20 protein-coding genes are annotated in these 25,245 nt (G+C 49.6%); 16 read left to right on the top strand and 4 right to left on the bottom strand.

Annotated features, from left to right (window positions below; genetic code table 11):
• Positions 1-13: 13 nt before the first annotated feature.
• A complete protein-coding gene (locus ACO0LD_RS28585; protein WP_423012390.1) occupies positions 14-1,039 on the top strand; it encodes an alpha/beta fold hydrolase in 1,026 nt (341 codons plus the stop codon).
• A 337-nt stretch (positions 1,040-1,376) separates the two neighbouring features.
• On the opposite strand, the gene ACO0LD_RS28580 is transcribed toward ACO0LD_RS28585, so the two are convergent.
• Both ACO0LD_RS28580 and ACO0LD_RS28575 read right to left on the bottom strand, forming a co-directional pair.
• Positions 1,377-2,294, bottom strand: a complete 918-nt coding sequence (locus tag ACO0LD_RS28580) for an amino acid ABC transporter substrate-binding protein (protein ID WP_423012388.1) — start codon at positions 2,292-2,294, stop codon at positions 1,377-1,379.
• A gap of 41 nt (positions 2,295-2,335) precedes the next feature.
• Positions 2,336-3,817: an aspartate/glutamate racemase family protein gene (locus ACO0LD_RS28575; protein ID WP_423012386.1), complete on the bottom strand. Its 1,482-nt coding sequence runs from the start codon at positions 3,815-3,817 to the stop codon at positions 2,336-2,338.
• Between the two features lie 283 nt (positions 3,818-4,100).
• On the opposite strand from ACO0LD_RS28575, the gene ACO0LD_RS28570 reads away from it, so the two are divergent.
• Both ACO0LD_RS28570 and ACO0LD_RS28565 read left to right on the top strand, forming a co-directional pair.
• A complete protein-coding gene (locus ACO0LD_RS28570) occupies positions 4,101-5,006 on the top strand; it encodes a LysR family transcriptional regulator (protein WP_423012384.1) in 906 nt (301 codons plus the stop codon).
• A 286-nt stretch (positions 5,007-5,292) separates the two neighbouring features.
• Positions 5,293-6,183, top strand: a complete 891-nt coding sequence (locus ACO0LD_RS28565) for a DUF3806 domain-containing protein (protein ID WP_423012382.1) — start codon at positions 5,293-5,295, stop codon at positions 6,181-6,183.
• Between the two features lie 311 nt (positions 6,184-6,494).
• Here ACO0LD_RS28565 and ACO0LD_RS28560 read toward each other — a convergent pair whose 3' ends face one another.
• A complete protein-coding gene (locus ACO0LD_RS28560) occupies positions 6,495-8,096 on the bottom strand; it encodes a WD40 repeat domain-containing protein (protein ID WP_423012380.1) in 1,602 nt (533 codons plus the stop codon).
• Between the two features lie 750 nt (positions 8,097-8,846).
• On the opposite strand from ACO0LD_RS28560, the gene ACO0LD_RS28555 reads away from it, so the two are divergent.
• From ACO0LD_RS28555 to ACO0LD_RS28510, 10 genes are all read left to right on the top strand, one after another.
• Positions 8,847-9,776, top strand: coding sequence for a hypothetical protein (locus tag ACO0LD_RS28555; RefSeq protein WP_423012378.1), 930 nt, complete (start codon positions 8,847-8,849; stop codon positions 9,774-9,776).
• Positions 9,777-10,043: 267 nt separating this feature from the next.
• Complete coding sequence (locus ACO0LD_RS28550) at positions 10,044-10,172, top strand: ATP-binding cassette domain-containing protein (protein WP_423012376.1); 129 nt, start codon at positions 10,044-10,046, stop codon at positions 10,170-10,172.
• Positions 10,173-10,656: 484 nt separating this feature from the next.
• Complete coding sequence (locus tag ACO0LD_RS28545) at positions 10,657-11,139, top strand: hypothetical protein (protein ID WP_423012374.1); 483 nt, start codon at positions 10,657-10,659, stop codon at positions 11,137-11,139.
• Positions 11,140-11,239: 100 nt separating this feature from the next.
• Positions 11,240-11,677 (top strand): hypothetical protein, encoded by a 438-nt coding sequence (locus ACO0LD_RS28540; protein WP_423012372.1) that lies wholly within the window; start codon positions 11,240-11,242, stop codon positions 11,675-11,677.
• A 1,061-nt stretch (positions 11,678-12,738) separates the two neighbouring features.
• The gene (locus ACO0LD_RS28535) at positions 12,739-13,230 is read left to right on the top strand and encodes a hypothetical protein (RefSeq protein ID WP_423012370.1); all 492 of its coding nucleotides are present in this window, start codon (positions 12,739-12,741) and stop codon (positions 13,228-13,230) included.
• Between the two features lie 332 nt (positions 13,231-13,562).
• A complete protein-coding gene (locus tag ACO0LD_RS28530; protein WP_423012368.1) occupies positions 13,563-14,015 on the top strand; it encodes a hypothetical protein in 453 nt (150 codons plus the stop codon).
• A gap of 99 nt (positions 14,016-14,114) precedes the next feature.
• On the top strand, positions 14,115-14,579 hold the full coding sequence (locus tag ACO0LD_RS28525) for a hypothetical protein (protein ID WP_423012366.1): 465 nt from the start codon (positions 14,115-14,117) through the stop codon (positions 14,577-14,579).
• A gap of 56 nt (positions 14,580-14,635) precedes the next feature.
• Positions 14,636-14,788, top strand: a complete 153-nt coding sequence (locus ACO0LD_RS28520; RefSeq protein WP_423012364.1) for a hypothetical protein — start codon at positions 14,636-14,638, stop codon at positions 14,786-14,788.
• A gap of 203 nt (positions 14,789-14,991) precedes the next feature.
• Positions 14,992-15,408, top strand: coding sequence for a hypothetical protein (locus ACO0LD_RS28515; protein ID WP_423012362.1), 417 nt, complete (start codon positions 14,992-14,994; stop codon positions 15,406-15,408).
• 709 nt (positions 15,409-16,117) lie between these two features.
• A complete protein-coding gene (locus ACO0LD_RS28510; protein WP_423012360.1) occupies positions 16,118-19,264 on the top strand; it encodes a discoidin domain-containing protein in 3,147 nt (1,048 codons plus the stop codon).
• A gap of 58 nt (positions 19,265-19,322) precedes the next feature.
• On the opposite strand, the gene ACO0LD_RS28505 is transcribed toward ACO0LD_RS28510, so the two are convergent.
• Positions 19,323-20,192: an SDR family oxidoreductase gene (locus ACO0LD_RS28505; protein WP_423012358.1), complete on the bottom strand. Its 870-nt coding sequence runs from the start codon at positions 20,190-20,192 to the stop codon at positions 19,323-19,325.
• A 104-nt stretch (positions 20,193-20,296) separates the two neighbouring features.
• On the opposite strand from ACO0LD_RS28505, the gene ACO0LD_RS28500 reads away from it, so the two are divergent.
• From ACO0LD_RS28500 to ACO0LD_RS28490, 3 genes are all read left to right on the top strand, one after another.
• Positions 20,297-21,190 carry a LysR family transcriptional regulator gene (locus tag ACO0LD_RS28500; protein ID WP_423012355.1) on the top strand — a complete coding sequence of 298 codons (894 nt, stop codon included), beginning with the start codon at positions 20,297-20,299 and terminating at the stop codon, positions 21,188-21,190.
• A gap of 489 nt (positions 21,191-21,679) precedes the next feature.
• The gene (gene aspA / locus ACO0LD_RS28495; protein ID WP_423012353.1) at positions 21,680-23,104 is read left to right on the top strand and encodes an aspartate ammonia-lyase; all 1,425 of its coding nucleotides are present in this window, start codon (positions 21,680-21,682) and stop codon (positions 23,102-23,104) included.
• 54 nt (positions 23,105-23,158) lie between these two features.
• Positions 23,159-24,460: a dicarboxylate/amino acid:cation symporter gene (locus tag ACO0LD_RS28490; protein ID WP_423012351.1), complete on the top strand. Its 1,302-nt coding sequence runs from the start codon at positions 23,159-23,161 to the stop codon at positions 24,458-24,460.
• Positions 24,461-25,245: the final 785 nt, after the last annotated feature.

The following is a 25,245-nucleotide window of genomic DNA, read 5'->3' as shown; positions in this document are numbered from 1 at the left end:
CTGGAGTATTTTTATGTCTACTATAAATTCCAAGATTGCCTTGTCTTCCACAGCAAACGACAAGCCTGCGCAGGTAACGCGCAGACAGGCTCTCTTCACTGGTGCTGCGGCACTCTCGGCACTTAGCTTATCCTTACCCACAACGGCGAAGGCTGGGGTTGCAGGGAAAGAAAATGCAGAAAATACAGCAAATTCAGCAAATACAGCCACCACCCTGTTCGTCGAAACCGGCGGTCGCAAGCTTGCCTACCGCTCGGTTGGCAAGGGCAAACCCATCGTGCTTGCACATCGCTTTCGTGGTGTACTCGACCTGTGGGACCCGGCTTTCATCGACGCCCTGGCGGCGCAGGGATTTCAGGTCGTGACCTTCGATCATTCGGGAATGGGATTGTCAACTGGCGAAAGGTCCTACAACCCGGCATCCCTGGTGAAGGACACCAAGGAGCTGATAGACGCGCTGGGTTTGAAAGATGTCGTGATAGGCGGCTGGTCCTTTGGCGGCATCGTCGCACAAATCTATGTGGCCATGTTTGGGGCCAGTGTCAGCCACGCCGTGCTGATCTCTACCACGCCACCCGGCAAGCTGGTCAAACCTGGCGAGCAGCTTTTCTATGACATGGCTGCGCAAGGACCTGCCACCCTGGAGCAGTACACCACCATGTTCTTCGAGCCTAAGGACGCCGCCAGTCGCGCCGCATCGCAGCGCTCGTTCGAGCGCATCTTTGCCCGCAAGAGCGGCCGCAGCCCCGATGTGCCTGTGGAATGGGCATTGACGCAGGTTCCCCATTCTCCGCCGAACCCGATGTTCCCTGCAGACGAGGTGCTGCAAGCGCTGAAAAATACCAACGTACCTATCCTGCATCTGGGTGGCGACCATGACATCTCTGTCCCGGTTGAGAACTGGTATGCATTGGGCAACCAGTTGCCCACACTGAACCTGCTCACCTACCCACGCGCCGGTCATGCCCCGCACCATCAACTGCCAGAATTAGCTGCCGCTCAGATTGCGGCTTTTATCAAGGGCACACGAAAAACCTGAGCAATGCTATTGCGCCCACCCCGGCGCGTTGGGGTTTCGGCATAAGCCGTGACGTAGGGCGCATTGTAATGCGCCGCATGCGACCTTAAAAGACGGTAGGTGGTTGATAATGGCAGTGTACGAGATAAATCGCGCGCCTGACAAATCGATGTGGTGCGCACGGCGCACCCTACAAAAATTAATCCGCGTGTAGGTGCGATTAGAGTAGCGTAATCGCACGCATGAGTTGCCGTAGAGCGTGCAAATACCTTTGCCGTGCACAACCTCACATGCGGCGCATTGCAATGCGCCCTACGCTTATCCTGTTATCGCGATCGCGGTGACCTTAAGGATTGCACTACTGCGCCACATCCGCGACGTCCGCCAGCGGGAAGCGCAGGGACGAGCGCAGTAGCGGGCTCATCGGCAGTTGCAGTTTGATGTTATGCGGCGGGATGGCTTGCTGGAACCATTTATCGTACATGCGGTAGATGTCGCCGTCAAGCATGATGCGGCTGAGTTCCTGGTTCAGCAGGTGTTTGAAGGCAGGGTCGTTTTTGCGGAAGATGATGGCATAAGGTTCGGTCGACAGTGAATCACCGACTACCTGGAAATCTGCCGGATGTGCAGCGGCGGCGCGCAGGCCGTAGAGCAGCACATCATCCATGGCAAAGGCGGCAGCCTTGCCCTGGGCGACCATGGCGAAGCCTTCTGCATGGTCCTTGCTTTCTATCAGGTTCAAATTCAAGGAGCGTACCTGGCCCCGGTCTGCCAGGGTTTGCGCATTGGTCGTGCCTTTGGTGGTGACCACGGTCTTGTCACGCAGGTCACCCCAGTTGCGGATGCCAGAATCGCTGCGCACCAGCATCTTGGCACCGGCAATGAAATACGCGATACTGAAATCAACTTGCTTGCGTCTTTCTGCGGTATTGGTGGTGGAGCCGCATTCAAGGTCGGCAGCACCATCCGCTATGGTTTGCAGGCGGTTGGCCGGGGTCACGGCGAGGTATTTGATTGGTAGCGTGGGCAGCTTGAGTTCACGACGGACGGCATCGACGACTTTGAGGCAAATATCCAGCGCATAACCGACCGGGCGCTGTTGCCCATCGAGATAAGAAAACGGGATGGACGATTCGCGGTGCGCAATGATGATGGTCTTGCGTTCGCGGATATTGGCGAGGGTATCGGCGGCCATGGCTGACAATGGCAACAGCAGGGTGACAAAAAGCAGGATAACAAATTGCAGTGTCACAAACTGAAAGACGAGCTTGACCATGAGATACCTTCCCAAAATTTAATCGATAAATGCTTGCAGGTTTAATGAAGCTGCGCTGCCTCGGCTCGTGCTACGCAAGCCCGCGCCAATATGGTGGTGGGGTCAAGCAAAGCCACCGTCGTGCCGGCAATAACAAACGCCGGGTCTTGCTGCAAGACCAGCGGCAGTTCGGTACAACCGAGGATGACGACACTCGCACCTTGCTCTACCAGGTGCGCCAGCGCATCGAGCAAGTCTTGCCTGGCCAGGCCACCGGTATGGCCCGCCTTGATACCCAGCGGGCCGTAGATGCCGTTCATGACTTTGTCTTGGTTCACCGTATCTGGAGTGATGAGTTCAAACGCCTGGACAACGGCAGCATCATGATAGACCCGGCTGGCGATGGTGCCAGACGTCGCCAGCAGACCGACTTTGGCAGGCAAGGGGAAATGCTCACGGATATAGCTGACCGTTTCTTCCAGCATGTTGACGATGGGGATGGACAGATGGGCCTGTATGCGCTTGACGTAAGCATGCGCGGTGTTGCAGGGGATGGCGATCAGCGCGGCTTCGTTTTCTTCCAGGCGCTTGCAGGCAGAGTACAGGGCAATGGTGGGGTCTTCGCCATCAGCGATCAGGTTGGCTGTGCGGTCGGGGATTTTTGGATTGTGCTCGACCATGATCTTGATATGGTCCTGGTCGCGGGCGGCATGGGTGTTCTGGATGATCTTGTCCATGAAATCCACCGTAGCCGCTGGCCCAACGCCGCCAACCACACCTATCTTGAAAGTGCGCGGCTGCGGTGCCTGTTCATTGCGCAAGGCATATTCGACATACACCTGGTTGGTATCGACGATGGGTATGCCACGGCTGCGCAGCAAGTCGGCCACGATGGCGACATCGGTGGCACCAGAGACAATCACGTCTGCACCGCGTGCCAGCAAATGCACGCACGCCTGGTGCAAGAGATTGACGGCATCGCCCTGCAAATTACCCGCCTTGATGCCTTGCTCACCATAAATGGCACGCATGACATAGTCTTCCTGCGTGACCTCATCAGGATAAATGATGCTGATGCCAGTATCCTTGCCTAATCCTTCGACGTACTGGTCAAACAGCTTCTTGTTTTTGACATAGGTAGATGCCAGCACGCCGACCTTGCAGCCAGTGGGAAATTCTTGCTGCAAATGGGCCAGCAAGGCATCCATGATATTCACGATGGGGGTGGCCAGCTCGCTTTGCAATTCCTTGATGAAGGTGTGGCTGATAAAGCAAGGCACCAGCACGCGCTCTACCTGACTTTTTTGAAACTGCTTGATCATGTCGAAAATGTATAGTTTGCGGGCATTCAGGTTGGGGTTCTCACCGCCTGAGTTTTCATTGCCTTCAAATGGGTGTTGTTCAAAGAACAGTTCATAGCGCTCTGAAATACTGTCCCTGGCCAGGGCGCGGGCGACTTTGAAATAGACATCCACACCTGCCAGCGTGCCCAGGCCACCGATGATGCCCAGCCGGGTTTTATGTGTTTCTGGTTTCATTGTCATGTTCTTTGCCGGTTGATTTTCTATTAGGACTTGCGCAAAACTGCCCCAGCTGCGTTGCAGCTCCTAGCCGTACTAAAGTACTGTCTTCGTCGCTGACGCCTTGCTGGGACAATTTTGCGCAAGTCCTATCTTTTTCTTTGCGTACAAATAAAGATACCGGATTAGTAGGGAATGTTTATGCAAAATCGGTCTAGTTTCATGCCGATACTACATAGATCAACTTTTGCACAGGGTGCGGGGATACAATTGCACAAGTAATCAAGAGGCGCTGAGAGGTAAATATATGGACATCAAATGGCTGGAAGATTTTTTGAGCCTGGCGCAGACACGCAATTTTTCTCGTGCGGCAGACGACAGGCATGTCACCCAGTCTGCCCTCAGCCGCCGCATCCGCAGCCTCGAAGCCTGGGTCGGTGCCGACCTGGTTGACCGCAGCACTTACCCCCTTGTGCTGACGCCTGCAGGTAAAATCTTTAGCACTTCGGCAGAAGAAGCCATGCGCTTGCTGAACGACACGCGCGCGCAACTGCGCGTGCGCGGGCCGGATGAAAACCTGCTGCGCATCTCTGCCGGCCACACCCTGTCGCTGAATTTCTTCCCAATGTGGTTAAAAAGCGTGCGCTCGAAAGTGGGTGAAATCCATGCCAGCATCCTGCCTGCCAACGTGCATGATTCTGTACTCTCCCTCGTCGAAGGCAATTGCGATTTGTTGCTGTCCTACTACCATGCCGACCTGCCGGTGGAGCTGGATGCCCTGCGTTATGAATATGTGAGCCTGGGCACAGAGGTAGTCTTGCCAGTGTCCGTACCCAACCGCAAAGGCTCTGCCCTGTTTAGCCTGCCCGGCAGTAAAACCAAACCCATCCCCCGCCTCAACAATATCAAGGCATCCTTCTTTGGCCGCGTGGTCGAACGTGTCTTGGCCCGCTCAGACCAGCCCTGCTATTTTGTAAATGCCTATGAAAGCGACATGGCAGAACTCTTGAAACGCATGGCCCTCGAAGGCCACGGCCTGGCCTGGCTGCCCCAGAGCAGCATCGTGAACGAACTCGCAGAAGGCAAACTGGTACGCGCTGGCGGTGAGCAATGGTCTATGGAGATGGATATACGCCTGTACCGGGCGGTGGATAACAAGAACCCGGTGTTGTTGAAATTGTGGGAGGCGCTGGGTGGGCGTCAGCGGGAATGATGGGTGTTGTGGACCATGTTTGTGTAGGTGCGATTAGCGCAAGCGTAATCTCACGCATGATCGCACGCAAAATCAGTTTCACTTTGTCGTAACGGAATTTACGCAGATGGATCCCAGCCTGCGCTGGGATGACCTGAATATTTATGGCTGGACTCTACAGACTGTGCTTCGGTAAGGTTCAAAGAGCAAGGTCTCTACTTATATATCCTACATACCTGTCATCTTTGAATGCCTGGCACAGCTTGACATGTTTTCAGGATGGGCCGTCGCTAATGAGGGGCTCATCATGCGTGCGATTACGCAAGTTAATCTCACTTACTGGCTTAATTTTGTAAAAATAACATGGTTGGCTATCGGCGATATGGCAAGCAAGCTGATTCATGCAGTATTTGCCGGTGCAAGCAGTTTTTTCAATATAATCTGCGGGAAAAATACCAGGCAGGGCCTTGAAATTATCGCTATCAATCAAATTGGCAGGAAAAAAATGGAAAACACGGTTGCAGAAGACATCGCCAATTTAAAGGCGAACGGCAGAATCGTCATCGAAAAACTTGGCCCTGTCCTGGGAATGACGCTGGGGTATGACAAGCAATCTGTCAGGCAGGTTCATGATTTCATTGAGGGCCTTTGGGAAAATGACAGCTTGAAGGAAAACCCGCCTGAAAAACAACTCAATATGTTCGGTGCTTTTTTAGGTGAATGCATCGCTACCAACGTGGGTGGTGAGTGGCAGTGGCTGGAAGTAGAGCAAAGCTTTGGCATCGCGTTTCAAGCAGGTCAGCACGACTTTATCGTTTTCCCCATTGCCAAAGTCTGGAAGCATTTTAGAAATGGTAGCAAGGCTGGTGGAGACGGCATCCTCGGGTTTTATGAAGTGGCCGTGGAGGCCATGGGCAAGGGCAAGTTTGATCGTCCAACAGTATTGAAAGCCAGCGAACCGGACAACGAGGCTGCTAAGGCATCTGTTACTGAGGCTGCTAAAGCACCGATCACTGAGGCTGCCAAACTTCCCCTCATCGGGCCTGTCCTGCGTTGGCCTGTTAGCATGTTTGTAGCGATTCCGCCTGCCATTATCATTGGCGGCTGGTTCCCGCGCGAGCATGCCCAGCTTGGTTTACCGCTGCTCTGGGGGATGGCAACGGTGTTGATTTGGCGCTTACTGGGGCCGCGAAAATGAGATCTCGCGCGATTAGCTTTGCGTAATCGCACGCATGATCAGCTACACTTTTGCGGTAACGGAACTTGCGCAGAAGGATCCCAGCCTGCGCTGGGATGACCTGAATATTTATAGCTGGGCTCGACAGACTTTGCTTCGACGAGGTGCCAAGAGCAAGGTTTCCACTCAGCCCCCTCCGAATATGATGTAGCGACGATGGAAAAATTTTAAAATCCGGCCCATGCAAATACATATGCTCAGAAGGTCCGGAAAACAAACGAAATTGCATAATGACCATTCATGCCGTGCGCTATAACGCACACTAAGTACTATCAATGTATGTTTGCAAATTCTCGCAAGCATTCCCCAGACTTCATATCCCACAAGCGTAACGTCCTGTCCTTTGCTCCAGTGAGTAAATAATTGCCATCAGCGCTGAAGTCTGCACAATTAATTTCTTCACGATGTCCGATCAGAACATGCAAGCGCTGATTTTTTTTACCATCCCATATCTCAATATTTTGGGTGTCATTGACACTAATTGCAATCAGTCCTTTATTAACTGCGAGTGGCGTCCGGGTGCCGAATCTCCCTTTGGGCATATCCGAAAAAATGGTTTCGCGCTGCTCGTTATCAATATTCCATAGATCGACTTGATAATCACCATTATATTTATTAAAGCAAATCAAATTCCGTTCAGTTTGTCCCAGAATTTCACATACTAAAACGTCTTTGACAATTATCTTTCTAGCGAAAGTCAAATCTTTCGTGTGCCAAATACTTAAGGTAAGGTCTTCAAAAAAATCTCCATCAAGAGAAATAAATCGCTGTTTTGCGACATCCAGAATGATACCTTGAGTTGGCTTTTCCTGAACTTGCGAAACATGCAAACATTCTCCGGTAGCCAAGTCCCACAATCGGAAAGTTCTTTCATCGCCATAAGATATTGCATACTGACCTTCCGCATCAGCACTAATATGACGAATCCATTCCTGATGGCCAGTGGAAATTACCCGCAGGCAGGTTCCCGTATCAACGTCCCAAATTCTAATTGTGAGGTCACCTGTGGATACCAATAGCCGATCATTGTCGCAGATAGCCAGACCACTGATGATCCTGGTGTGGCCGTGAAAGACGCGGACACAGCGACCACTCATCACATCCCATAGCCGCAACATTTTGTCTTCTGAGGCTGAAACTGCATACTTTCCATCAGACAGAAAACGAATATAGGTAACAGGTGCCAGATGACCATGCGTGAGTGCAGCCGGATCGAATGCATTTCTTTTTCGTATCGCTTCTTCAGAAGCATAGGACTCTAGTTGCAAAGCCTGATACGGAACAACATGTCGCATCTTATTAGCAAATTCTTCAACATATACAAATGATGAACCCCATCCCCAACCAGAGATAACTCCCTGGCGCAGCAAAGTTTCTCTAAACAAGCGGAATCCCACTTCCTGGCCTAAATAGATTTTTTCTCTTATTTCTGTGTTGGTAAAAACAGGTGTTCCTCCGACAATAAAAATTTTTGATTCATGCACTCCATTAAAGAGTGCATGCTCAATACGAACAATGCCATGACGTTCGAGACAACGTATGAATTCCAGCCTGTGCAAATAATTATAGTCAGGTGCGCTTGGATCTGGACCCTGAACCTCCGAAGTGATTTTCCCTCTCGTCCCACCGTTATCATAGTCATTCATCCATACTTGAATATCGGCAACCACTATCTGTAAAATGAAACGTGGTACGACCTTGATCAAATTCTCCAAACTAATATGACCATCGCATAGTGCTAAAAGCAAAGGTTCTGGTACAGGCCTGATCAATATTTCGACAGAATTATCAATCACGATCCAATCTAACTCTTGGCCATACATAGCACCAAAAACGGCATTTAAACTCGACTTTATTTCTTCAACATCTATCATTTCAAACCTTAACAAGATCAAATCGAAGGCAATTCTATTTATAAAGACTGCTCAAAATAATCAAAATTAACTCAGTAACAAATGGGATTTTACGCTCCTCGTTGCCATATTACTTTAGTTCATTTGCTTGAGCGTCTTATCCATCTGCGCCTGCAAAGCACGCCCCAGAGAGTTCTCCAAACTATCCAGCAAAGCCGCCATCGCCAGATCACCATCGGCCGCAGCCCGCGTGTGTGCAATTAGCTATGCGTAATCGCACGCATGATCAGCTACACTTTTACAGTAACGGAACTTGCGCAGATGGATCCCAGCCTGCGCTGGGATGACCTGAATATGTATAGCCGGGCTCGACATGCCTGGCTGCGATGCGCTTGCAAGAGCAAGGCTTTCACTTATTCCCCCTCACTGCAGGCTAGGTTGTAACGCGTCCTACGTATCAAATTCCACGCATATCTTCTCCATCATGATGCTGCAAAATCCGGCTTCGGCAAGGATCATTAACCACCCTTCAAAGACAATTTCCTCAAGCCAGTATTTGAGTTTTTTCGCAAAGCCTGACAAGCAGACGCTTGAAATCGATTTAAGCCGATTTAAATCCGCCTGATGCATGCCCACACAAACAAGTGTAAAAAATGTAACAAAGTTAAATTTATATTAATATATTTGATGTCAATGTTATATTTTTAATGCACTCTGGAAAGTATGTATGTTGTTAATAATGTCAATTTATGACCAAACAAAGGAAATACGATGACTTCAGCAGCAAATCAACTCACAACGAAATCCGAAGCGAAGTTTGAGAAAAAAGGCCGTAAGATTTACTTTAGCTCAGTACTTTTAGCACTTTGCGCAAACCTGTTTTTCCTGCCCCAGGCACATGCTGATCAAACAATATCGGCAATGGCAGGGCCCTGGCCTATCACCATCAGGACATGCTCTTACGATGCGGGTGCCGTCTGTTCGCTGACGTGGAGAGGGAAAGAGTTTATCAACGATTATGATCACGGCCGGCAACTTCAATCTGCTTCATCGTTTGACAATTTAGGTGAAAGTTTTAATCCAACTGAAGCCGGGGCAGCGGTGCCTTATAACGGCGTCAATCCAAGTGTGAGCAGCAGTATCCTGCAAGGGGAGTGGGCAACCAGCAATGTCCTGGCCACACAAACCCAGATGGCATTCTGGAATCCGGTAGGTGGCAGCCAGGTATCAAACCACATCCTCAACAAGCGCATTACCATCGGCCTGCCCAACATGGCGCATGTGATTGAGTATCTGACGCAATTTACCATCCCAAGTAATGAATCACATTCTTTCGGCGTATTTGAAGCTCTGACAGGATATATGCCGCCCGAGTTTTCCAAGTTTTATACATTTGACGTGAGAAACAACGCCGTCATGGAGGCTCCAATAAGTGATGGACCTGGGGAACAAAATCTGCCTATCATTTTTGCTACGCCAGACGGTGGATGGGCAATGGGAATTTATTCGCCAGAAGCGCCACAAGCCACATTCGCAGGCCTGGGCTATGGTCGCTTCAGATTTCCTGACACGGTGAAATGGAATAATGTATTTCGCATCTACAATCCATCTGGCACCTATCACTTCAGGTCTTACGTCATCGTCGGATCATTGGAAAACGTCAGGGTTTCAATGACGCAGTTATATAACGCCATACATTGAATATTTGTTTGCGTATTTCCACTTGCTGATCTGACCGTTATCCATCACGCAGCGCGTTTTACGATACGCGCTGCGTGATGGAGATCGACATGCGTGCGATTAAATGCGTGCGCTGCGCTAATCGCAGTTATGGGCTAATCGCCTTCCAGATGTTTCCGGACGTGTTTCACAACCCATGCTGCGCATCGTCGGCTTGTGGCAGCAACAGCATAGACAATCTCTTTTCGTTATGGCGGCAACCTGCGATTTCTATACAAGGGCTTTACCATGCAGGGAGACCCTGGACGCGTGATTGCCATCATGGGGCCATCTGACTCCGGTAAAAGCACTCTGGCCAAACTCTTGCAAGGCATTTATCTGTCGGTTGACGTGCAAATCAAAATCGACGGCGAATGACATTCGCCATCTCTCTACCAATGAATTGAGAAATTACTTTGGCGTCGTGCCACAAGAGATCTTATTTTTTCCGGCACCATACTCGACAATCCTTTAATGGCCAACCCGCTCGCCACGTTTGAACAGGCCGTTCACGCCAGCCGCATGGCAGAGATGCATGACACCATAGTTTGATCAGTGCATTACTTCACACTACTTTCACATTCCCTTCATTCTCGCTTCACTAAGTTGTGTCATTGTGGGGGATGCTTTTTTGCCTTGCATGAAAATTGTTCAACATGAAAACGCTTGATTGGAATTCGAGTAGTTGGGAGAAAAGAATGTGGAACGAATACGAAATAACATCCAAAGCAGTTATCAACATTTTGGGGGAGAACCAGTATGAACACACCATTGAAGGACGCCAAGCATTCATGAACGCTCCCAGGAACGTGATATCAAGTATTGATAATACGGCGGACTACAATTTAATGGTGTAAGCCACATGAAAATAAATTATCGACTTTGGAAAACAAAACGAACTGGTTTAGTAAACATCACGCTAATCTTGGTTTTGGCAATTGCTTTGACAAATATGACTGAGGATGCAGATGATGTGCAAAAAGATTTTTTTGTGCACCTTAATGCTCAAATTCCAGTAACGGTGCAAAAAATCTATTGCTACAGAATAGATGCAGAACCTGACGCCATTACTTCGCAATTGAATTGTGTTTACTCTGCTGATTCCGAATCAAAAAATAAATTTGGCAGTGAAGTAGTTGACGTACCATCTTGGTTGGGACGAGATATAGATGAGCTTGACCTCATAAAAGGTAAAGTTGGTATGGAGGATGGGCTTTATATTTTTGCCGGACAGGGGAACAGCTACCGCAAACGTTGGAGCCATATCGAAATATTTTTTCTTCAATTACTGATTGATAGGATTGCGTTAGCGTCTAAAACGGTAGAGAAAAATCATGCTGGATAATCTTGAATTATTTTGAAATAGTCCTTGAATTCGCGTTTACTTCGGCGAGCTTTAAATAGGAAAATTAATACGAAATCTAAAGTTGAAATGGTACAAAAATATGAAAATTAATGTATCTAAATGGAATTGCAAAGCTTGGATAGTCGGAATGATTTTGATGGTAGTTTGTACTGCGACAGTATTTTTGAGGCCGACTATTAGCGAATTTGATTTAAAAATATCAATGACCAAACACTTTTATGTTCGTATATCTCAAGACATCGAAAGGATCGAATGTTACCACCTTGTAAAAGGGAAGGATCTACACGGGTTGTTAGACTGTAACTATAAAATTCGCAGTAAAAATAAAGTGGAAACGAAAGAGGTTGAAATACCAGAATCCTTTCTGGGTGGAGTGGGAGTTGAATATATTGTTTATGACCAAAAAAATCAACCCGAAATGGATATTTCAATCCATACCAAAAACGACGTTAATCCATTGATTAGCAGACTTGATAGTTATTGGTATTTAAGGGTAGTTAGTCGAATTTGTGAATAAGCCGGATGAGAATTTGTAGTTAGTCGAAATGTCAGTTTTTTTGACGGGCAAATTTTCAACATGAAAAGGCTTGATTTTAATCTGAATAATTGAGAGAAAAGAATGTGCAAGGAATACGAAATAGCGGTCAAAACATTTGCGGACATTTGCGAGGGAAGCAGTGTAGATAACGATTTGAATTCATGAGGTCTCCCAAGGTAACAATACCTGGCTTGTTGATCGCCTATTTGCTATATGCCTATGTAGCAGCTCGTCCTCCAGATTATTGCGCAAGAGAAAAGCGGGTTATTCCCAAAGATGAACTGTGTGCAATACTGTTTGATACTGCGATTGAACGAGGGGACGTGCTATTGGGGCCGACAGAAAAGACCGGACGTGACTATCATGTAAATCACCGAGCTCACTGCAGAGTCGGAACTGAAGAAGCAAAGGGTTTTCGTTTAGGAGGCATTTTCGAAAGTTTTTTTGAAGAACGGTTGGAAGTTTCATTCATATATGAGTTGTCCGACGTGGGAAAGCGATCTCACGGGGACTTGAGCACACAAATTAGTCGTTGGGAAGAATGGGATTTTATAACGCCATGTGGTGAGATAAAAAAACGTGGTGGGGATAGTGTGTAAATTAAATGCGTTAAACAATGGCATGCGAATTAAAAAATAAGGAATCATAAGTGGAACTTGATGGACTGTCATGGATATGAATGTTTGGCCAATGTTTGCATTAAAAAACATCATTTTCGATACCGTATGCAATTTCCTGGTTAGGCAGTTAGCCAAATTTGCGAATACGTCCAATGAAAATTTATGGTGAATTGAAACAGATTATTTTTTTTGCGATTGACTGAAAATTATTCAACAGAAAAGCACTTGATTTGAATTTGAATAGCCGGGAGAAAAGTATGTGCAACGAACGCGAAATAATGACTAAGGCATTTACTAACATTACCTGTGAACCCAGTAGGATTAGTTCACTGAAGGATCACTTTGTATTCATAAAGTTGTCCTGAATAGCAATACCCAGTTTGGTGATACGGAACGCTAAAATTTAAAGGAGTCGGCCCCATGAAATTAAATTATCGACTTTGGAAAACAAAGCGCAGTCGATGGATAAGTGCATTGCTTATCGTTACATTTGCCGCTACGTGGGGAAATATGACGGTAGCGGAAAATGATATTGAAAAGGGCTTGTTTCAGCGTATTACAACTCAGCTTCCCGCCGACGTGAAAAGCGTATTTTGCTATCAAATAGGTGCGGAACCTGAGCAAATTACGTCTGAATTAAATTGTATATATTCCTCAGACACTGAATCAAAAAACAAATTAGGGAGTGCAGTAATAGAAGTGCCATTTTGGTTAGGTAGAGATCTTGGTGAACTTGATTTTGTAAAAGGAAAAATTGGCATGCTTGATGGAGTCTACCTTTATGCACATTCTGGATACAAAAGCAGAAATCGCTGGAGCCATAGCGAAATATTTTGTCTTCAATTATTGATCGATAGAATAGCCAGTGCTTCCCATAATTTGCATCAATTGGAGCCAATTGCAGGCTCTTAGAGCATACTCCTTTCACATTCCCTTCATTCTCGCTTCACTGAATGGTGTCATTCTGTTGTTTGGGCGATAGCGGGTGAACGACGTGATAGTTCACTTGATCATTCGGTGCTTATTTTCAGCATGAACAGGACCACCTCTGTGGATTTCGGCGCAGTAAGCCCAGTTTTCATATGATATTTTGTTCAATTCACTCTCACTATCTAGATGCCTCCGCATGTTTGAAATATTTTCTGCCTTGCTGATGTGCTTTCTTATGCCATTACTCTTGCCATTGGGGCGCTGGCTTACTGTTTTTAGCTGGTTAACTATGAGTTTTTGCAGGAGAACAGTCATTGAAGAAATTGTCCATGCGTCTTAAAAGCCGCTCGATAGTTATAGCGGGCGTGATTTTAGTTAGTTTGATGTACGCCTACGATAAGGCAATTCCACCAGGCTTCTGCGCAACAGAAAAGCGAGTTATCACAGATGAAGAAATTTGCGCGAAGCAGTATGACGCCTACATCACGGCAGGATACTTAAAGTTAGATAAGTCAGAAAAGACAGGGATGGATTATTTTAAGCACCATCCCTCGTATTGCCGTGTTGACAGAGCCGAAACTCAAGGCTTCCGCTTGCGAGGCCTTATTGAAGATTTGGATGGTAGGCTCAGTATTAATTTGAAATACGAGTTGACCGAACAAGGAAAAAAATCTCAAGGCGTCTCAAAAACTACCATTTGGGATGAGTGGCTTTATGTGACTCCCTGCGGGCGATTTATTAAACGTGACCCAATTGAGGCAAGTTAAAAGCAAATGATTTGAACTTGAATAATTGGGGGGAGAGAATGTGCAAGGAATACGAAATTGCAATCAAAGAATTTACGGACATTTCTTGAAGGAACCGGTATGAACATGCGATTGAAGGAACGCCTAACAGTCCTGAAATCTCCCAAGATAGCGATACCCGGCTTGTTGATAACCTATTTGTTATACGCCTACCTAATGGCACGCCCTCCAGCATATTGCGTAGACGAAAAGCGGGTTATTCCCAAAGATGAAATGTGCGCCATGCTGTATGACACGGCGATTGAGCGTGGGGAGGTGTTATTGGGCCCGACAGAAAAAAACGGACGTGACTACCATGCAAATCACTCATCGAAATGCAATATTGGCACAGGACAAACAAACGACTTTCGTTTAGGTGGCGTTTTTGAAAGTTTATTTGAAAGCAGGTTGGAGGCATTTATAACGTACGAGATGACAGATAGCTCAAAAAAAATTCACGGTGCTGTCACTACTAACCGTAAAGAATGGGACGAATGGGACTTTATTACTCCATGCGGTGAAATTAAAAAGCGTAGCGGCGTCTAGGCTCATTGATCGACAACTAAACGCTGTCGCTTCTATGATGAGCGATGCCGGTCAATATGCCAACCCAGCTATGTCCTAATGAGTACGTGATTTCGTGGCAGGTGGGATTATGCCAGCAAACGACAGAGATGTATGACGTCATCAAAAGCCTGTCACTAGACCAGCAAACAGAAATCGACAAGCGCGGTGTTGGTTTGTCTGGCGACTAAAAGAAGCGTCTGGCCATCGCTCGTACTTTTGTTGAAGCAGTGGAAAAATTTATTGACAGGGTTACGACCGCGTTTAAAACGGCAAAAAAATCATACTTGAGAATCTTGAACTGGTTTGAAATATTCTTTGAATTCGTGAGTACTGCCGCGAGACTTTAAATCAACAAGTAAATACGAAATCTAAGTTGAAATGGTGCGCATATATGAAAATTGTCGCAATGATTTTGCTCGTAGTTTGTGTCGCTGTAATATTTTTAAGGCCGTCTATAAGTACATATGAATTGAAAATATTGATGGACGAACAATTTTCTGCTCGCACATCTAAACACATTGAGCGCATAGAGTGTTATGCCTTTGCTAAGGGGCGAGATTTCCATGGAGTTTTGCAATGTAACTATAAAATCCGTGGGAACGGTACGTGGGAAGCGAAAGAAGTGGAGTTTCCACAATATTTGATTGGGGGAGGGGACTATGGTTTTATGTCTTATGATCAAATTACTCAACCCAGAGTTGTAATTTCAACTCATGCAAAAAATGATGATGACCCGATATTTAGCAAACTCGATAGCTACTGGTATTTAAGCGTCGGTAAAAATATCCTGGATCAGCAGCCCAAATAGCGCCTACATTGGTTTAGAAAAATAAATAATAAATTGAGAATTAACAAAAATCGTCGCTAAATATGCAAACATAAAATATTACTTATGAGCTAGTAAACGAACAATCTACTTCAAAATTATGGGTTATCAACGGCATGCGATTAGCACAGCACATTGCAGGCGTGATGAGCTCCACTTTGTCTTAAAGGAACTTGCGCAGATGGATCCCAGCCTGCGCTGGGATGACCTGAATATATATCGTCGTGCCTGAAACGTCTCTGCTTCGATACGATGATATGAACAAGGCTTTTTTCCTTCGCCATACCCTGCACACCCTGCCTCTTGCACATTACGCTGCGCCAATTGCCCCACATCAAATTGTAATCAATAAAACCACAAACCCCGATATATCCGCGATATAAAAGTTAACGGATGTATAATTCGAAATCTTGTTTTTGTACTATTGGTCTCTTAAACATGGCTAATGACGACAACAGGATGGCTTCCAGGAAAGCGGAGATTTACTGGGCAGTGAGATTGAATTGATATCGCTGTTCAGTGAATATTCGCCCAACATTGCTTTAATGCTTTCCCATTTTTTGTCGATTGCTATCGATTGTTGTTTAGCTCCTTGTCGATTGCAGTCCATTCCACCAATCCGTTCCTGTCAGGCTGCGTTTTTTGCCGTGATCAGGGAAACTGGCGTGTCAATACATATGGAAAATGTTCTATGAGAAAAGCTCTTAAATTATTCTTGCTTGCGTTTGCAGTCTCTTTTTTCACCCACAGCGCGATGGCGCAAAGCTGGCCTGTCACCAAGGTTGCAACTTCATCGGCACTTTGGCCCAATACCAATTTATATGACGGTAATCCCGGTACTGTCTGGACCAGTAATGGCTATGCCGACCCCAACCATCAGGAATGGCTGGCTTACTGGTTTGACGGTTTTCATCCTGTTAATACCATCAAGCTGTATCCCCGTTATGCTGGCGGGCGCACGCTGGGCTTCCCCACTGCATTCAGTGTGTACTGGAGTGATGGCAGCAACTGGAACCTGGCGCAATCCTATGCCAATGTCACCATGCCAGCGGCTGGCAATTATGTGTTGGTGAAGCTGCCGTCGACGGTCAATGCCAATGGTATCCAGGTGATTGCCACCCAGCTGGGGCAGGATGACGTAGGTAATTACTATTTCCAGATAGGCGAAGTCGGTGCTGCGAGCACAGATGTCGTTGCTACGGATTATTTCAGGAACCCGCTTCCTGGTTCACCGATACTGAGCATGGCCGGTGACGTACCAACGAGCGTTCTGGTCAGTGGTGTGCTGGCACCTATGTACAGGGTCAAACAACTTACTAACGTAGGGGCAAACCCCGGGATACCTGCTGATCCCGTAGTGGCAAACCCGGGCATACCTAAAGATCTCGCGAAATATGGTGGTGTCACGCGCGAGTGCCTGAAGCTCAACACGAATGCTACTGCACCCGACTGGGCATGTTATGCGACCTTTCCAGGCGATTATTGGCCCAGCGCCCCTGCACTGGAAAGCCCGCAGATGAATGCCGTTTGCGGTACACCGGCTAGAACCCCGGCAATTATTACTTCGTGCAGCAGTGGTCAATGCACTTCTGAAATCTTCATGAAGGATTGCCAGACCGGGTATCCAAGCCTGGTGTCCAGCCGCTTCTTCAATTCAGAAAAAACCGATCTGAATTATGGCAATACGATAGATGACCCGGACTATTTGTCCAAGCAGAGTTTTAGCGGTCAGTACTACGTTACCGGCAATTACAATACAGCACTGCAAGTCTTGCAGCAGGGTCGTATTCCGGTTGTCAGTATCCCGATTTTTGACCGGCCTCTTACCGGCGGCTCTTATTCGCTCAGGCCTGATGCAGAGCAGATCCTCAACAACGCCGTGGCGCAGTATCCGCAGTTGTTTGCATCAGGTGCCATGATTTCGATTGTCGACGAGCCATTCTGGAATAATGAAGGCATGGTACAAGGTCAGGCACTGGAAAACGAAATCACTGCCCTGCGCCAGGGTATTGCCATGATGCAGAGAAAATTGCCGTGGGCAAAATTCGGTCTGAATCTGGTCGGTTTACAGAGCGTACAGCCGCAGATGATGGATGCGATGAAAAAACTGCTGACACCAACCGGCGGCGTCAGTATCAGCCTGCAATGGCTGTCAACGGATATCTACATCAGTTCTTTTGCTGTAGCTGACCGCAACAGTGCCTTCAACGCCGCAAACTGGTTTGCCAACTACATGAAAACCACTGCCCCTTTTAACACCATGGAGAGATGGCTGGTGGTGCAGGGTTTTGGGCCTTTTGCGAATGGCGTCGCTGCTCCTCCCAACTGGTCTGTCGGCATGGAAAACGACTTCAAGAGCATCATGAGCACCATGGGTATCGCCGGGCTCAACTATACCGGCCTGGTCGTGTGGGGCTGGGATGAGGCGTCTGAACTTGATGACAGGTTTACGGGCAAGTATTTTTCGGCCAACGTCAAGCGCGTATATCAGGCACCGGTTTGTTCAAGTGTTAACCTGACAGCTACCAACGTGCCTGCCAGTGGCGGTACGGTCACTGCGCAAGCTGCTTGCGCCAATGACATATCGACCTATGCCTGGACGGTGAACGGCAATGCCTTCGGCGGCAATACGCCGTCGATCAGCATCACCCTGACGGCAAACAGCAGCGCGGCTGCGATCAACTATAAGGTCTGCTTCACCGCCATCAACATCGCCCATACTGCACCTGTCTGTAGCAACCTGGTGCAGGCTGCAGCTAGTGTCGCAACGGTGCCGGGCGCACCAGCCGTCAGTTCTGTCTTGCCGGGTAATGGTTCTGTCACGGTAGCATTCAACCCAGGCGGATTGGGGTCGGGCACGCTGGTCAATTACACGGCGAGCTGCGGCAGTGTTACTGTCAATGGCAACGGCTCACCCATCATTGTCACTGGCCTGACGAATGGCACGGCCTACACCTGCCGCGTGAAGACCAACAGCAGCGTGGGTAGCAGCGCCTGGTCGGCTTTGTCCGGCTCGGTGACGCCAACGGCAGCCCCGATTCTGCCTGCTGCACCAAGCATCAGTTCGGTCGTCGCTGGTAATGCGAATGTCAAGGTGACGTTTAATGCTGGTGCCTTGGGATCGGGCACCCTGGTCAGGTACACCGCAAGCTGCGGCAGCATCTCGGTCACGGGCAATGCTTCGCCCATCACGGTGACTGGCCTGACAAATGGCACGGCGTACACCTGCCGCGTGCAGACTACCAGCAGTGTGGGCAGCAGTGCCTGGTCAGCGCTGTCTGCTTCGGTGACACCAACGGCAGCAATATTGCCTGCTGCGCCAGCCATCAGTTCAGTTGTTGCTGGTAATGGCGCTGTCACGGTGTCGTTTAATCCTGGTGTGCTGGGATCGGGCACGCTGGTCAGGTATACGGCTTCCTGTGGAAGTGTTACTGTCAATGGCGGTGCATCACCTATCGTTGTGACTGGCCTGACGAATGGCACCGCCTACACTTGCCGCGTGCAGACTACCAGTAGCGTGGGTACAGGTGCATGGTCAGCAGTATCGGCTTCGGTGACGCCAACGCTGCCACCAGTATTGCCATCTGCACCTACCATAGGCACGGCTGTAGGTGCGCCAGGCCAGGGCACTGTGTACTTTACGCCGGGCACCCAAGGTTCTGGTAGCCTGGTTAATTACACTGCCAGTTGCGGTGGCTACTTCGCCACGGGTCTTGCGTCACCCATCACGGTAACGGGCCTGCCCAGCGGCACGCCTTTGTTCTGTGAGGTGAAAACCATCACGACCGCAGGTGCCAGCCCCTGGTCAAACTGGACGTCTGATCCTATCTATCCATAAGCATAGTCTGCTCCCGGGATGCCGGTGCTGTCAGCACCAGCATCCTGGGGACTTGACATCATGCCGCAGGGGCAATTTCAAAAGCGAAGTCGCGATAGGTGTGCAGCGGGCGACCCAAAATCTTAGTCAGGCGCTCGACGTCACCTGTCTCCGGGATCATGCCGTCACTGACATAGCGCTCTGCCATCAGACGCATCTCGTAGGCCATCCACTTTGGCATGAAGGTCGCCAAATTCTGCTCGAATGTCGATGGATCATCGCCGCCATAGGCCACTGGACGTCCCAATACGTCAGACCAGATCGCGGCCACGTCTGAACCAGTCAGTGTGTCTGGACCGACCAGGTTAATGGTTTCGATCGGCAGCTTGCCTGGGGCCTGCTCGCGACGGATCAGCTCAATCGCTGCGACCTCGGCGATATCGCGGGTGTCGACCATGGCAACACCTTTGCTACCGATAGGCATCGGATAGAGGTTGTAGTTAAAAATGACGTCCTTGACCATGTGCTCGTTGTCGATGAAGTACGACGGGCGCAGGATCGTGGCGCTGAAGCCCATCTGTTCAATCATACGCTCGGCACCCAGCTTCACCGCAAAGTGCGGCACGTTCACGAAGCGATCGCTGTGAAGCACGGACAGATAGACGACGCGATCGACGCCGGATTCACGGGCAAGGTTCAGCGTGATGAGGGCCTGGGTAAATTCGTCCCCAGCGACGGCATTCAGCAGAAAGAGCGTGCTAACCCCGGTGAACGCGGTACGCAGTGCGTCAATATTGAGGAGGTCACCCTGAACGACCTGTACGCCAGCCGGAAAGTCGGCCTTCGAAGGGTCGCGAACGAGAACGCGAACGTTGGCACCGCGCTTCAAAAGTTGTTTAACGACTTGGTTGCCTACACGGCCGGTGGCGCCTGTAACGAGAATAGTCATGATATTTTTCCTTGGTTGTGGTTGGAAGACAGATTCATGTTAGAGGAATCATGTATGATCCGATAGATATCAAAACGAGACATATCGTCTCACTGGTGGAACACATGGACCTGCTCGCACTGACCGATTTCAATCTCGTCGCCCGGCACGGAGGATTTGGACGAGCATCACGCGCCACCGGACGCCCCAAAGCCACGCTATCCCGCCGTGTTGCAGAACTGGAGAGTAGCCTCGGCTTGCGCCTGCTCGAACGCGGAGCAAGTTCCTTGAAATTAACCGAAGAAGGCCGGGCGCTTTATGAGCGGACATGGGCACTGCTGGCTGAAGTGGAGGAGACGGCAGCCATTATTGCCTCAGGTGGTGAGAAGCCACAGGGCAGGTTGCGGATCAGTGCGCCCCTGCTGTTTTCACAGGCCGCAATGGGGAAGCTGGCCGCTGGGTTCGCGGTGAAATATCCCGAGGTCAGGCTGGAAGTGACAACGGAAGACCGCCCCGTCGACATGGTCAACGAGGGTTATGACTTGGTGATCCGGGTCAATCCAGATCCGGATGAAAATTTGGTCGGACGGATCTTTTTGCGTGACAGATTGGTGGTTGTCGCGCACAGGGACTTGATGCGTCCGAACGATAGTTCAACCGTCCCCGCCGTTTTACGTGGAATGGGCGACCGGACTACGGCTTGGAATGTAATCACATCGACCGGGAAAGCAAGTATCGCCATCGAGACGGTCCTTCGCTTGTCATCGCACTTCATGGTCCGGGATGCAGTTCGACAAGGTGTCGGCGCAGCACGCCTCCCATTGTCATTGGTAACTCATGATTTAGCCGCTGGTACCTTGGTATCCTGGGGCGATATAGACGGCCCCGATACTGCACTGTGGGCTCTCTATCCGTCCCGGCGGCTGTTAAGTGCTCGTGTTTCGGCCTTCTTGGGATATTTACGGGATGCTTTTCCTATGGGGACGCCAGACGAACTGGCCGCCTACATCGCTAGTTGATGGGCAAATGAGATACTACTTGAATATTTAAGTGTTAAGTGGGTGCCAGCTACAAGTTGATAGTGTGGACTTGAGAATAACTGAAGAAAGCTGGATTGAGTGTGACCGCAAGTCTTGCGCGAAGGCCGGGCACATTCTTAACGTCGCTTTGGCTCACGACAAAGTCTCAGGCGAAACGGGCGGGCGCGTAATATGGAGTGCGCCGTGCGCACCGCCATCTTTCCGCCTTATTCCACTAAAAACACTCATCACCGCATTCCACCGAATCTGAAAATTATTTTCCACTTCCAAGCTATTCCTGATTCAAACCCTGCCATTTACCTGCACATGCTGCCACCGCATCAAAGTATGCGTAATCAGAATAGATAGACCAATTTAATTCCCTACACTGCGTTGCGTAGTGCACTCATAGCCCATTCGCCGGGCCATTCGTGGCTTGATGAGTCGCACGCAAACCCAACACACCCACGCAACCACCAGGAGTTCATTTTGTCTACAACAGCGACCAGAATAGAGCACGATTTGCTCGGCGACCGTGCCGTACCGGCGGACGCTTATTATGGCGTGCACACCTTGCGCGCAATTGAAAACTTCCCGATTACCGGCACGCCCATCTCCAGTTACCCTGAGCTGATAGCGGCGCTGGCCAGTGTCAAGCAGTCGGCGGTGGTGGCTAACCACGGACTGGGCCTGGTCAGTGATGAACATAGCAAGGCCATCATCAGCGCCTGTGAAAAAATCCGCGCGGGCAAGTTCCATGCACATTTTGTGGTGGACGTGATACAAGGCGGCGCGGGTACCTCCACCAATATGAATGCGAATGAAGTCATCACCAATATCGCGCTCGAAGAATTGGGCTATGCGCGTGGCAGCTACAAGATCTTGCATCCAAATGAGCAAGTCAACCTGAGCCAGAGTACCAATGATGTCTACCCCACGGCCTTGCGGATTGCAGCTTACCAGGGCATCTTGCGGCTGGTCAGTGCGATGGAGGTGTTGAAGACTTCCTTCCACAACAAGGCGCTGGAATTCAAGGATGTGCTGAAGATGGGCCGCACGCAATTGCAGGATGCGGTGCCCATGACGCTGGGGCAAGAGTTCAGCACCTATGCAGTGATGATAGACGAAGACCAGGAACGCCTGCGCGAAGCCGCCAAACTGATGTGCGAAGTCAATCTCGGCGCAACAGCGATAGGCACGGGCATCAATACCCACCCTGATTATGCGCGGCTGGTGTGCCAGGCTTTGAAGGACATCACCGGCATACCGCTGAGCACTTCACCCAACCTCATAGAAGCGACGCAGGATGTGGGTTCTTTTGTGCAGTTGTCAGGCGTGTTGAAGCGGGTTGCGGTCAAGCTGTCAAAGATGTGCAATGATTTGCGTCTCTTGTCCAGTGGCCCGCGCGCCGGTTTTGGTGAAATCAATCTGCCTGCGGTGCAGGCCGGTTCCAGCATCATGCCGGGCAAGGTCAACCCTGTGATACCTGAAGTAGTGAACCAGATTGCCTTTGAGGTGATAGGCAATGACGTGACCATCAGCTTTGCCGCAGAGGCTGGCCAGTTGCAGTTGAATGCCTTTGAACCGATTATCGCGCACAGCCTGTTCAAGAGTGTCTCGCACTTGTGCAATGGCTGCATGGTGCTGGCAGAACGCTGCGTCGATGGCATCACCGCCAACCATGAACGCCTGCGCGAAATCGTCGAAAATTCCATAGGCATAGTCACTGCCCTCAACCCCTATATCGGCTACAGCGCCGCCACCGAAGTGGCGCAACAAGCCCTGCTGAGCGGCAAGAGCGTGTATAGCCTGGTGCTGGAAAAGAAACTGCTGACTGAGGCACAGTTGAAAGAAATCCTGCAACCGCAAAGGCTGACCATGCCAAGACTAAGCGAGACCATGATTGCGAAATAGGGCACAAGGACAGCCGCAACAGAATTGACCAAACAAAAACCTTAGGAGAGACAAATGAAAAAAAACAGACTGACCACATGGATCATCACCGGCATGGTGCTGGGGCTGATCACTGGCTACATCTGCCACCGTTATGCGACAGATGCAGCGCACGCCAAGACCATTGCCGGTTACTTCAGCATCGTCACCGACATCTTTTTACGCCTCATCAAGATGATCATTGCACCGCTGGTGTTCACCACCCTGGTGGCGGGCATGGCGCATAGCGATTCTGGTTCCATAGGACGGGTGGGTTTGAAGGCCATGACCTGGTTCATCAGCGCATCGCTGATTTCATTGACGATAGGTTTGCTGTTCTCGAATATTTTTGAACCTGGCCGCTCGCTGGCGCTGACCTTGCCTGACGTGAATGCAACCACCAAGCTGGCAACATCATCACTGAACTTCAAGGACTTTTTGACGCACGTTTTCCCACGCAGCTTCTTTGAGGCGATGGGCAATAACGAGATTTTGCAAATCCTGGTGTTCTCCATCTTCTTTGGTTTTGCCCTGTCTTCACTCAAAGGCAACGGCCCGCGTGTGCTGGTCAGCGCGATAGAAGAAACCGCCAACACCATGCTCAAGATCACTGACTATGTCATGCGCTTTGCTCCTATAGGCGTGTTCGCTGCGGTGGCTGCGGCGATTACCGTGCAGGGGCTGGAGGTACTGGTCACCTACGGCAAATTCCTCGGTACCTTCTTCCTGGCGCTGGCAGTGTTGTGGGTGATCTTGATCGGCGTTGGCTTCCTGTTTTTGGGACGCGATGTGTTCCGCCTGATCGGCCTGATCAAGGAACCGATGATCATTGCGTTTTCCACTGCCAGCAGTGAAGCGTCTTATCCCAAGACCATAGAGCAGCTGGAAAAATTCGGCGTCAACAGCAAGATCACCGGCTTTGTGCTGCCACTGGGTTATTCCTTCAATCTCGATGGTTCCATGGTCTACCAGGCTTTTGCAGTACTGTTCATTGCCCAGGCCTATGGCATAGAAATGAGTCTGTCACAGCAAATCACTATCCTGCTGGTGCTGATGGTTTCCAGCAAGGGCATGGCAGGCGTCTCCCGCGCTTCGCTGGTGGTGGTGGCCGCAGTGCTGCCTATGTTCAACCTGCCTGAAGCAGGCCTGTTGCTGATCATGGGCGTAGACCAGTTCCTCGACATGGGCAGGACAGCCACCAATGTGCTGGGTAACAGCATTGCCACCTCAGTGGTAGCGAAATGGGAAGAGGGCAAAGAGCCTGTCACCAGCGGTGTTCCGGCGAATGAGGCTTATCAGGAGCATGAGCCTGTGTTGGCGAGGGTGGCGAATAGTTAAGGTAGCTAAAGATTGGTAGTGCTTGCAGGGATGGCGCGCGTAGGTGTGCCATCCTTTTTTTTGTAGGGTGCGCTGTGCGCACCGCTCATGGCTTTAGCAATATAAGCGCATGATGAGACACCGGTGCGCACGGCGCACTCTACTTCAAACGGCGATCGATGTTGGTGCATTAACGGTAGGGCGCATTGTAATGCGCCGTATGAGACCGTCACAATCAAGGGGAAATATCTGTGCCGTGCACAACGCCCACATGCGGCGCATTGCAATGCGCCCTACGAAATCCATTTTCCGGCAACGCCGTCTGCTAGCGACAACTGGCAATGAAAATACAATGACGAGAGGCTAATCACGCGCAGTATCTACTCGCCTGATTTTTCACAGACATATCTATCCTCCTCAGCGACTAGCGCTTTGTTCAATGCCCGCTTGCGCAACCATTCTGTCGCCAGCATGATATGTATCACGACGATCTGTCCATATCGCCAGGGAGAAAAAACAGAGAGGAAGATGACGAGCAATATCACTACACTTTCAGTCCTGCTTCTTTGAATGACAGTCCTGTCCCTGAGGACTGCCCTGCAATGAGGGCACTGCGGCTTCTGGATTTGTTGCTGATACCATTTTGCATCAGCAGGCCATAAAAATATACCAGGGAGGTCAAAACGGCAGTCGCATTGCGGACAATGGTATTTACCTGTATGTCTGTCCGGTGCTGAAAATTCTGATTCGCAGCGTCGGCAAATAGCAATGGCACTCGCCAACGGGGCACTGCAGTTTGCACATTG

The organism is Undibacterium sp. Ji83W (assembly GCF_049340385.1).
GTDB lineage: Bacteria > Pseudomonadota > Gammaproteobacteria > Burkholderiales > Burkholderiaceae_D > Undibacterium.
The sequence above is the reverse complement of the archived record's forward strand: the minus strand, read 5'-3'. Positions and strand labels throughout refer to the sequence as shown.

What these genes read in the sequence shown, in the direction of transcription:
- ACO0LD_RS28585 (WP_423012390.1), top strand. Translation starts at nt 14, where the DNA reads ATGTCTACTATAAATTCCAAGATTGCCTTGTCTTCCACAGCAAACGAC.
- ACO0LD_RS28580 (WP_423012388.1), bottom strand. Translation starts at nt 2,294, where the DNA reads ATGGTCAAGCTCGTCTTTCAGTTTGTGACACTGCAATTTGTTATCCTG.
- ACO0LD_RS28575 (WP_423012386.1), bottom strand. Translation starts at nt 3,817, where the DNA reads ATGACAATGAAACCAGAAACACATAAAACCCGGCTGGGCATCATCGGT.
- ACO0LD_RS28570 (WP_423012384.1), top strand. Translation starts at nt 4,101, where the DNA reads ATGGACATCAAATGGCTGGAAGATTTTTTGAGCCTGGCGCAGACACGC.
- ACO0LD_RS28565 (WP_423012382.1), top strand. Translation starts at nt 5,293, where the DNA reads ATGCGTGCGATTACGCAAGTTAATCTCACTTACTGGCTTAATTTTGTA.
- ACO0LD_RS28560 (WP_423012380.1), bottom strand. Translation starts at nt 8,096, where the DNA reads ATGATAGATGTTGAAGAAATAAAGTCGAGTTTAAATGCCGTTTTTGGT.
- ACO0LD_RS28555 (WP_423012378.1), top strand. Translation starts at nt 8,847, where the DNA reads ATGACTTCAGCAGCAAATCAACTCACAACGAAATCCGAAGCGAAGTTT.
- ACO0LD_RS28550 (WP_423012376.1), top strand. Translation starts at nt 10,044, where the DNA reads ATGCAGGGAGACCCTGGACGCGTGATTGCCATCATGGGGCCATCTGAC.
- ACO0LD_RS28545 (WP_423012374.1), top strand. Translation starts at nt 10,657, where the DNA reads ATGAAAATAAATTATCGACTTTGGAAAACAAAACGAACTGGTTTAGTA.
- ACO0LD_RS28540 (WP_423012372.1), top strand. Translation starts at nt 11,240, where the DNA reads ATGAAAATTAATGTATCTAAATGGAATTGCAAAGCTTGGATAGTCGGA.
- ACO0LD_RS28535 (WP_423012370.1), top strand. Translation starts at nt 12,739, where the DNA reads ATGAAATTAAATTATCGACTTTGGAAAACAAAGCGCAGTCGATGGATA.
- ACO0LD_RS28525 (WP_423012366.1), top strand. Translation starts at nt 14,115, where the DNA reads ATGAACATGCGATTGAAGGAACGCCTAACAGTCCTGAAATCTCCCAAG.
- ACO0LD_RS28520 (WP_423012364.1), top strand. Translation starts at nt 14,636, where the DNA reads ATGCCAACCCAGCTATGTCCTAATGAGTACGTGATTTCGTGGCAGGTG.
- ACO0LD_RS28515 (WP_423012362.1), top strand. Translation starts at nt 14,992, where the DNA reads ATGAAAATTGTCGCAATGATTTTGCTCGTAGTTTGTGTCGCTGTAATA.
- ACO0LD_RS28510 (WP_423012360.1), top strand. Translation starts at nt 16,118, where the DNA reads ATGAGAAAAGCTCTTAAATTATTCTTGCTTGCGTTTGCAGTCTCTTTT.
- ACO0LD_RS28505 (WP_423012358.1), bottom strand. Translation starts at nt 20,192, where the DNA reads ATGACTATTCTCGTTACAGGCGCCACCGGCCGTGTAGGCAACCAAGTC.
- ACO0LD_RS28500 (WP_423012355.1), top strand. Translation starts at nt 20,297, where the DNA reads ATGGACCTGCTCGCACTGACCGATTTCAATCTCGTCGCCCGGCACGGA.
- ACO0LD_RS28490 (WP_423012351.1), top strand. Translation starts at nt 23,159, where the DNA reads ATGAAAAAAAACAGACTGACCACATGGATCATCACCGGCATGGTGCTG.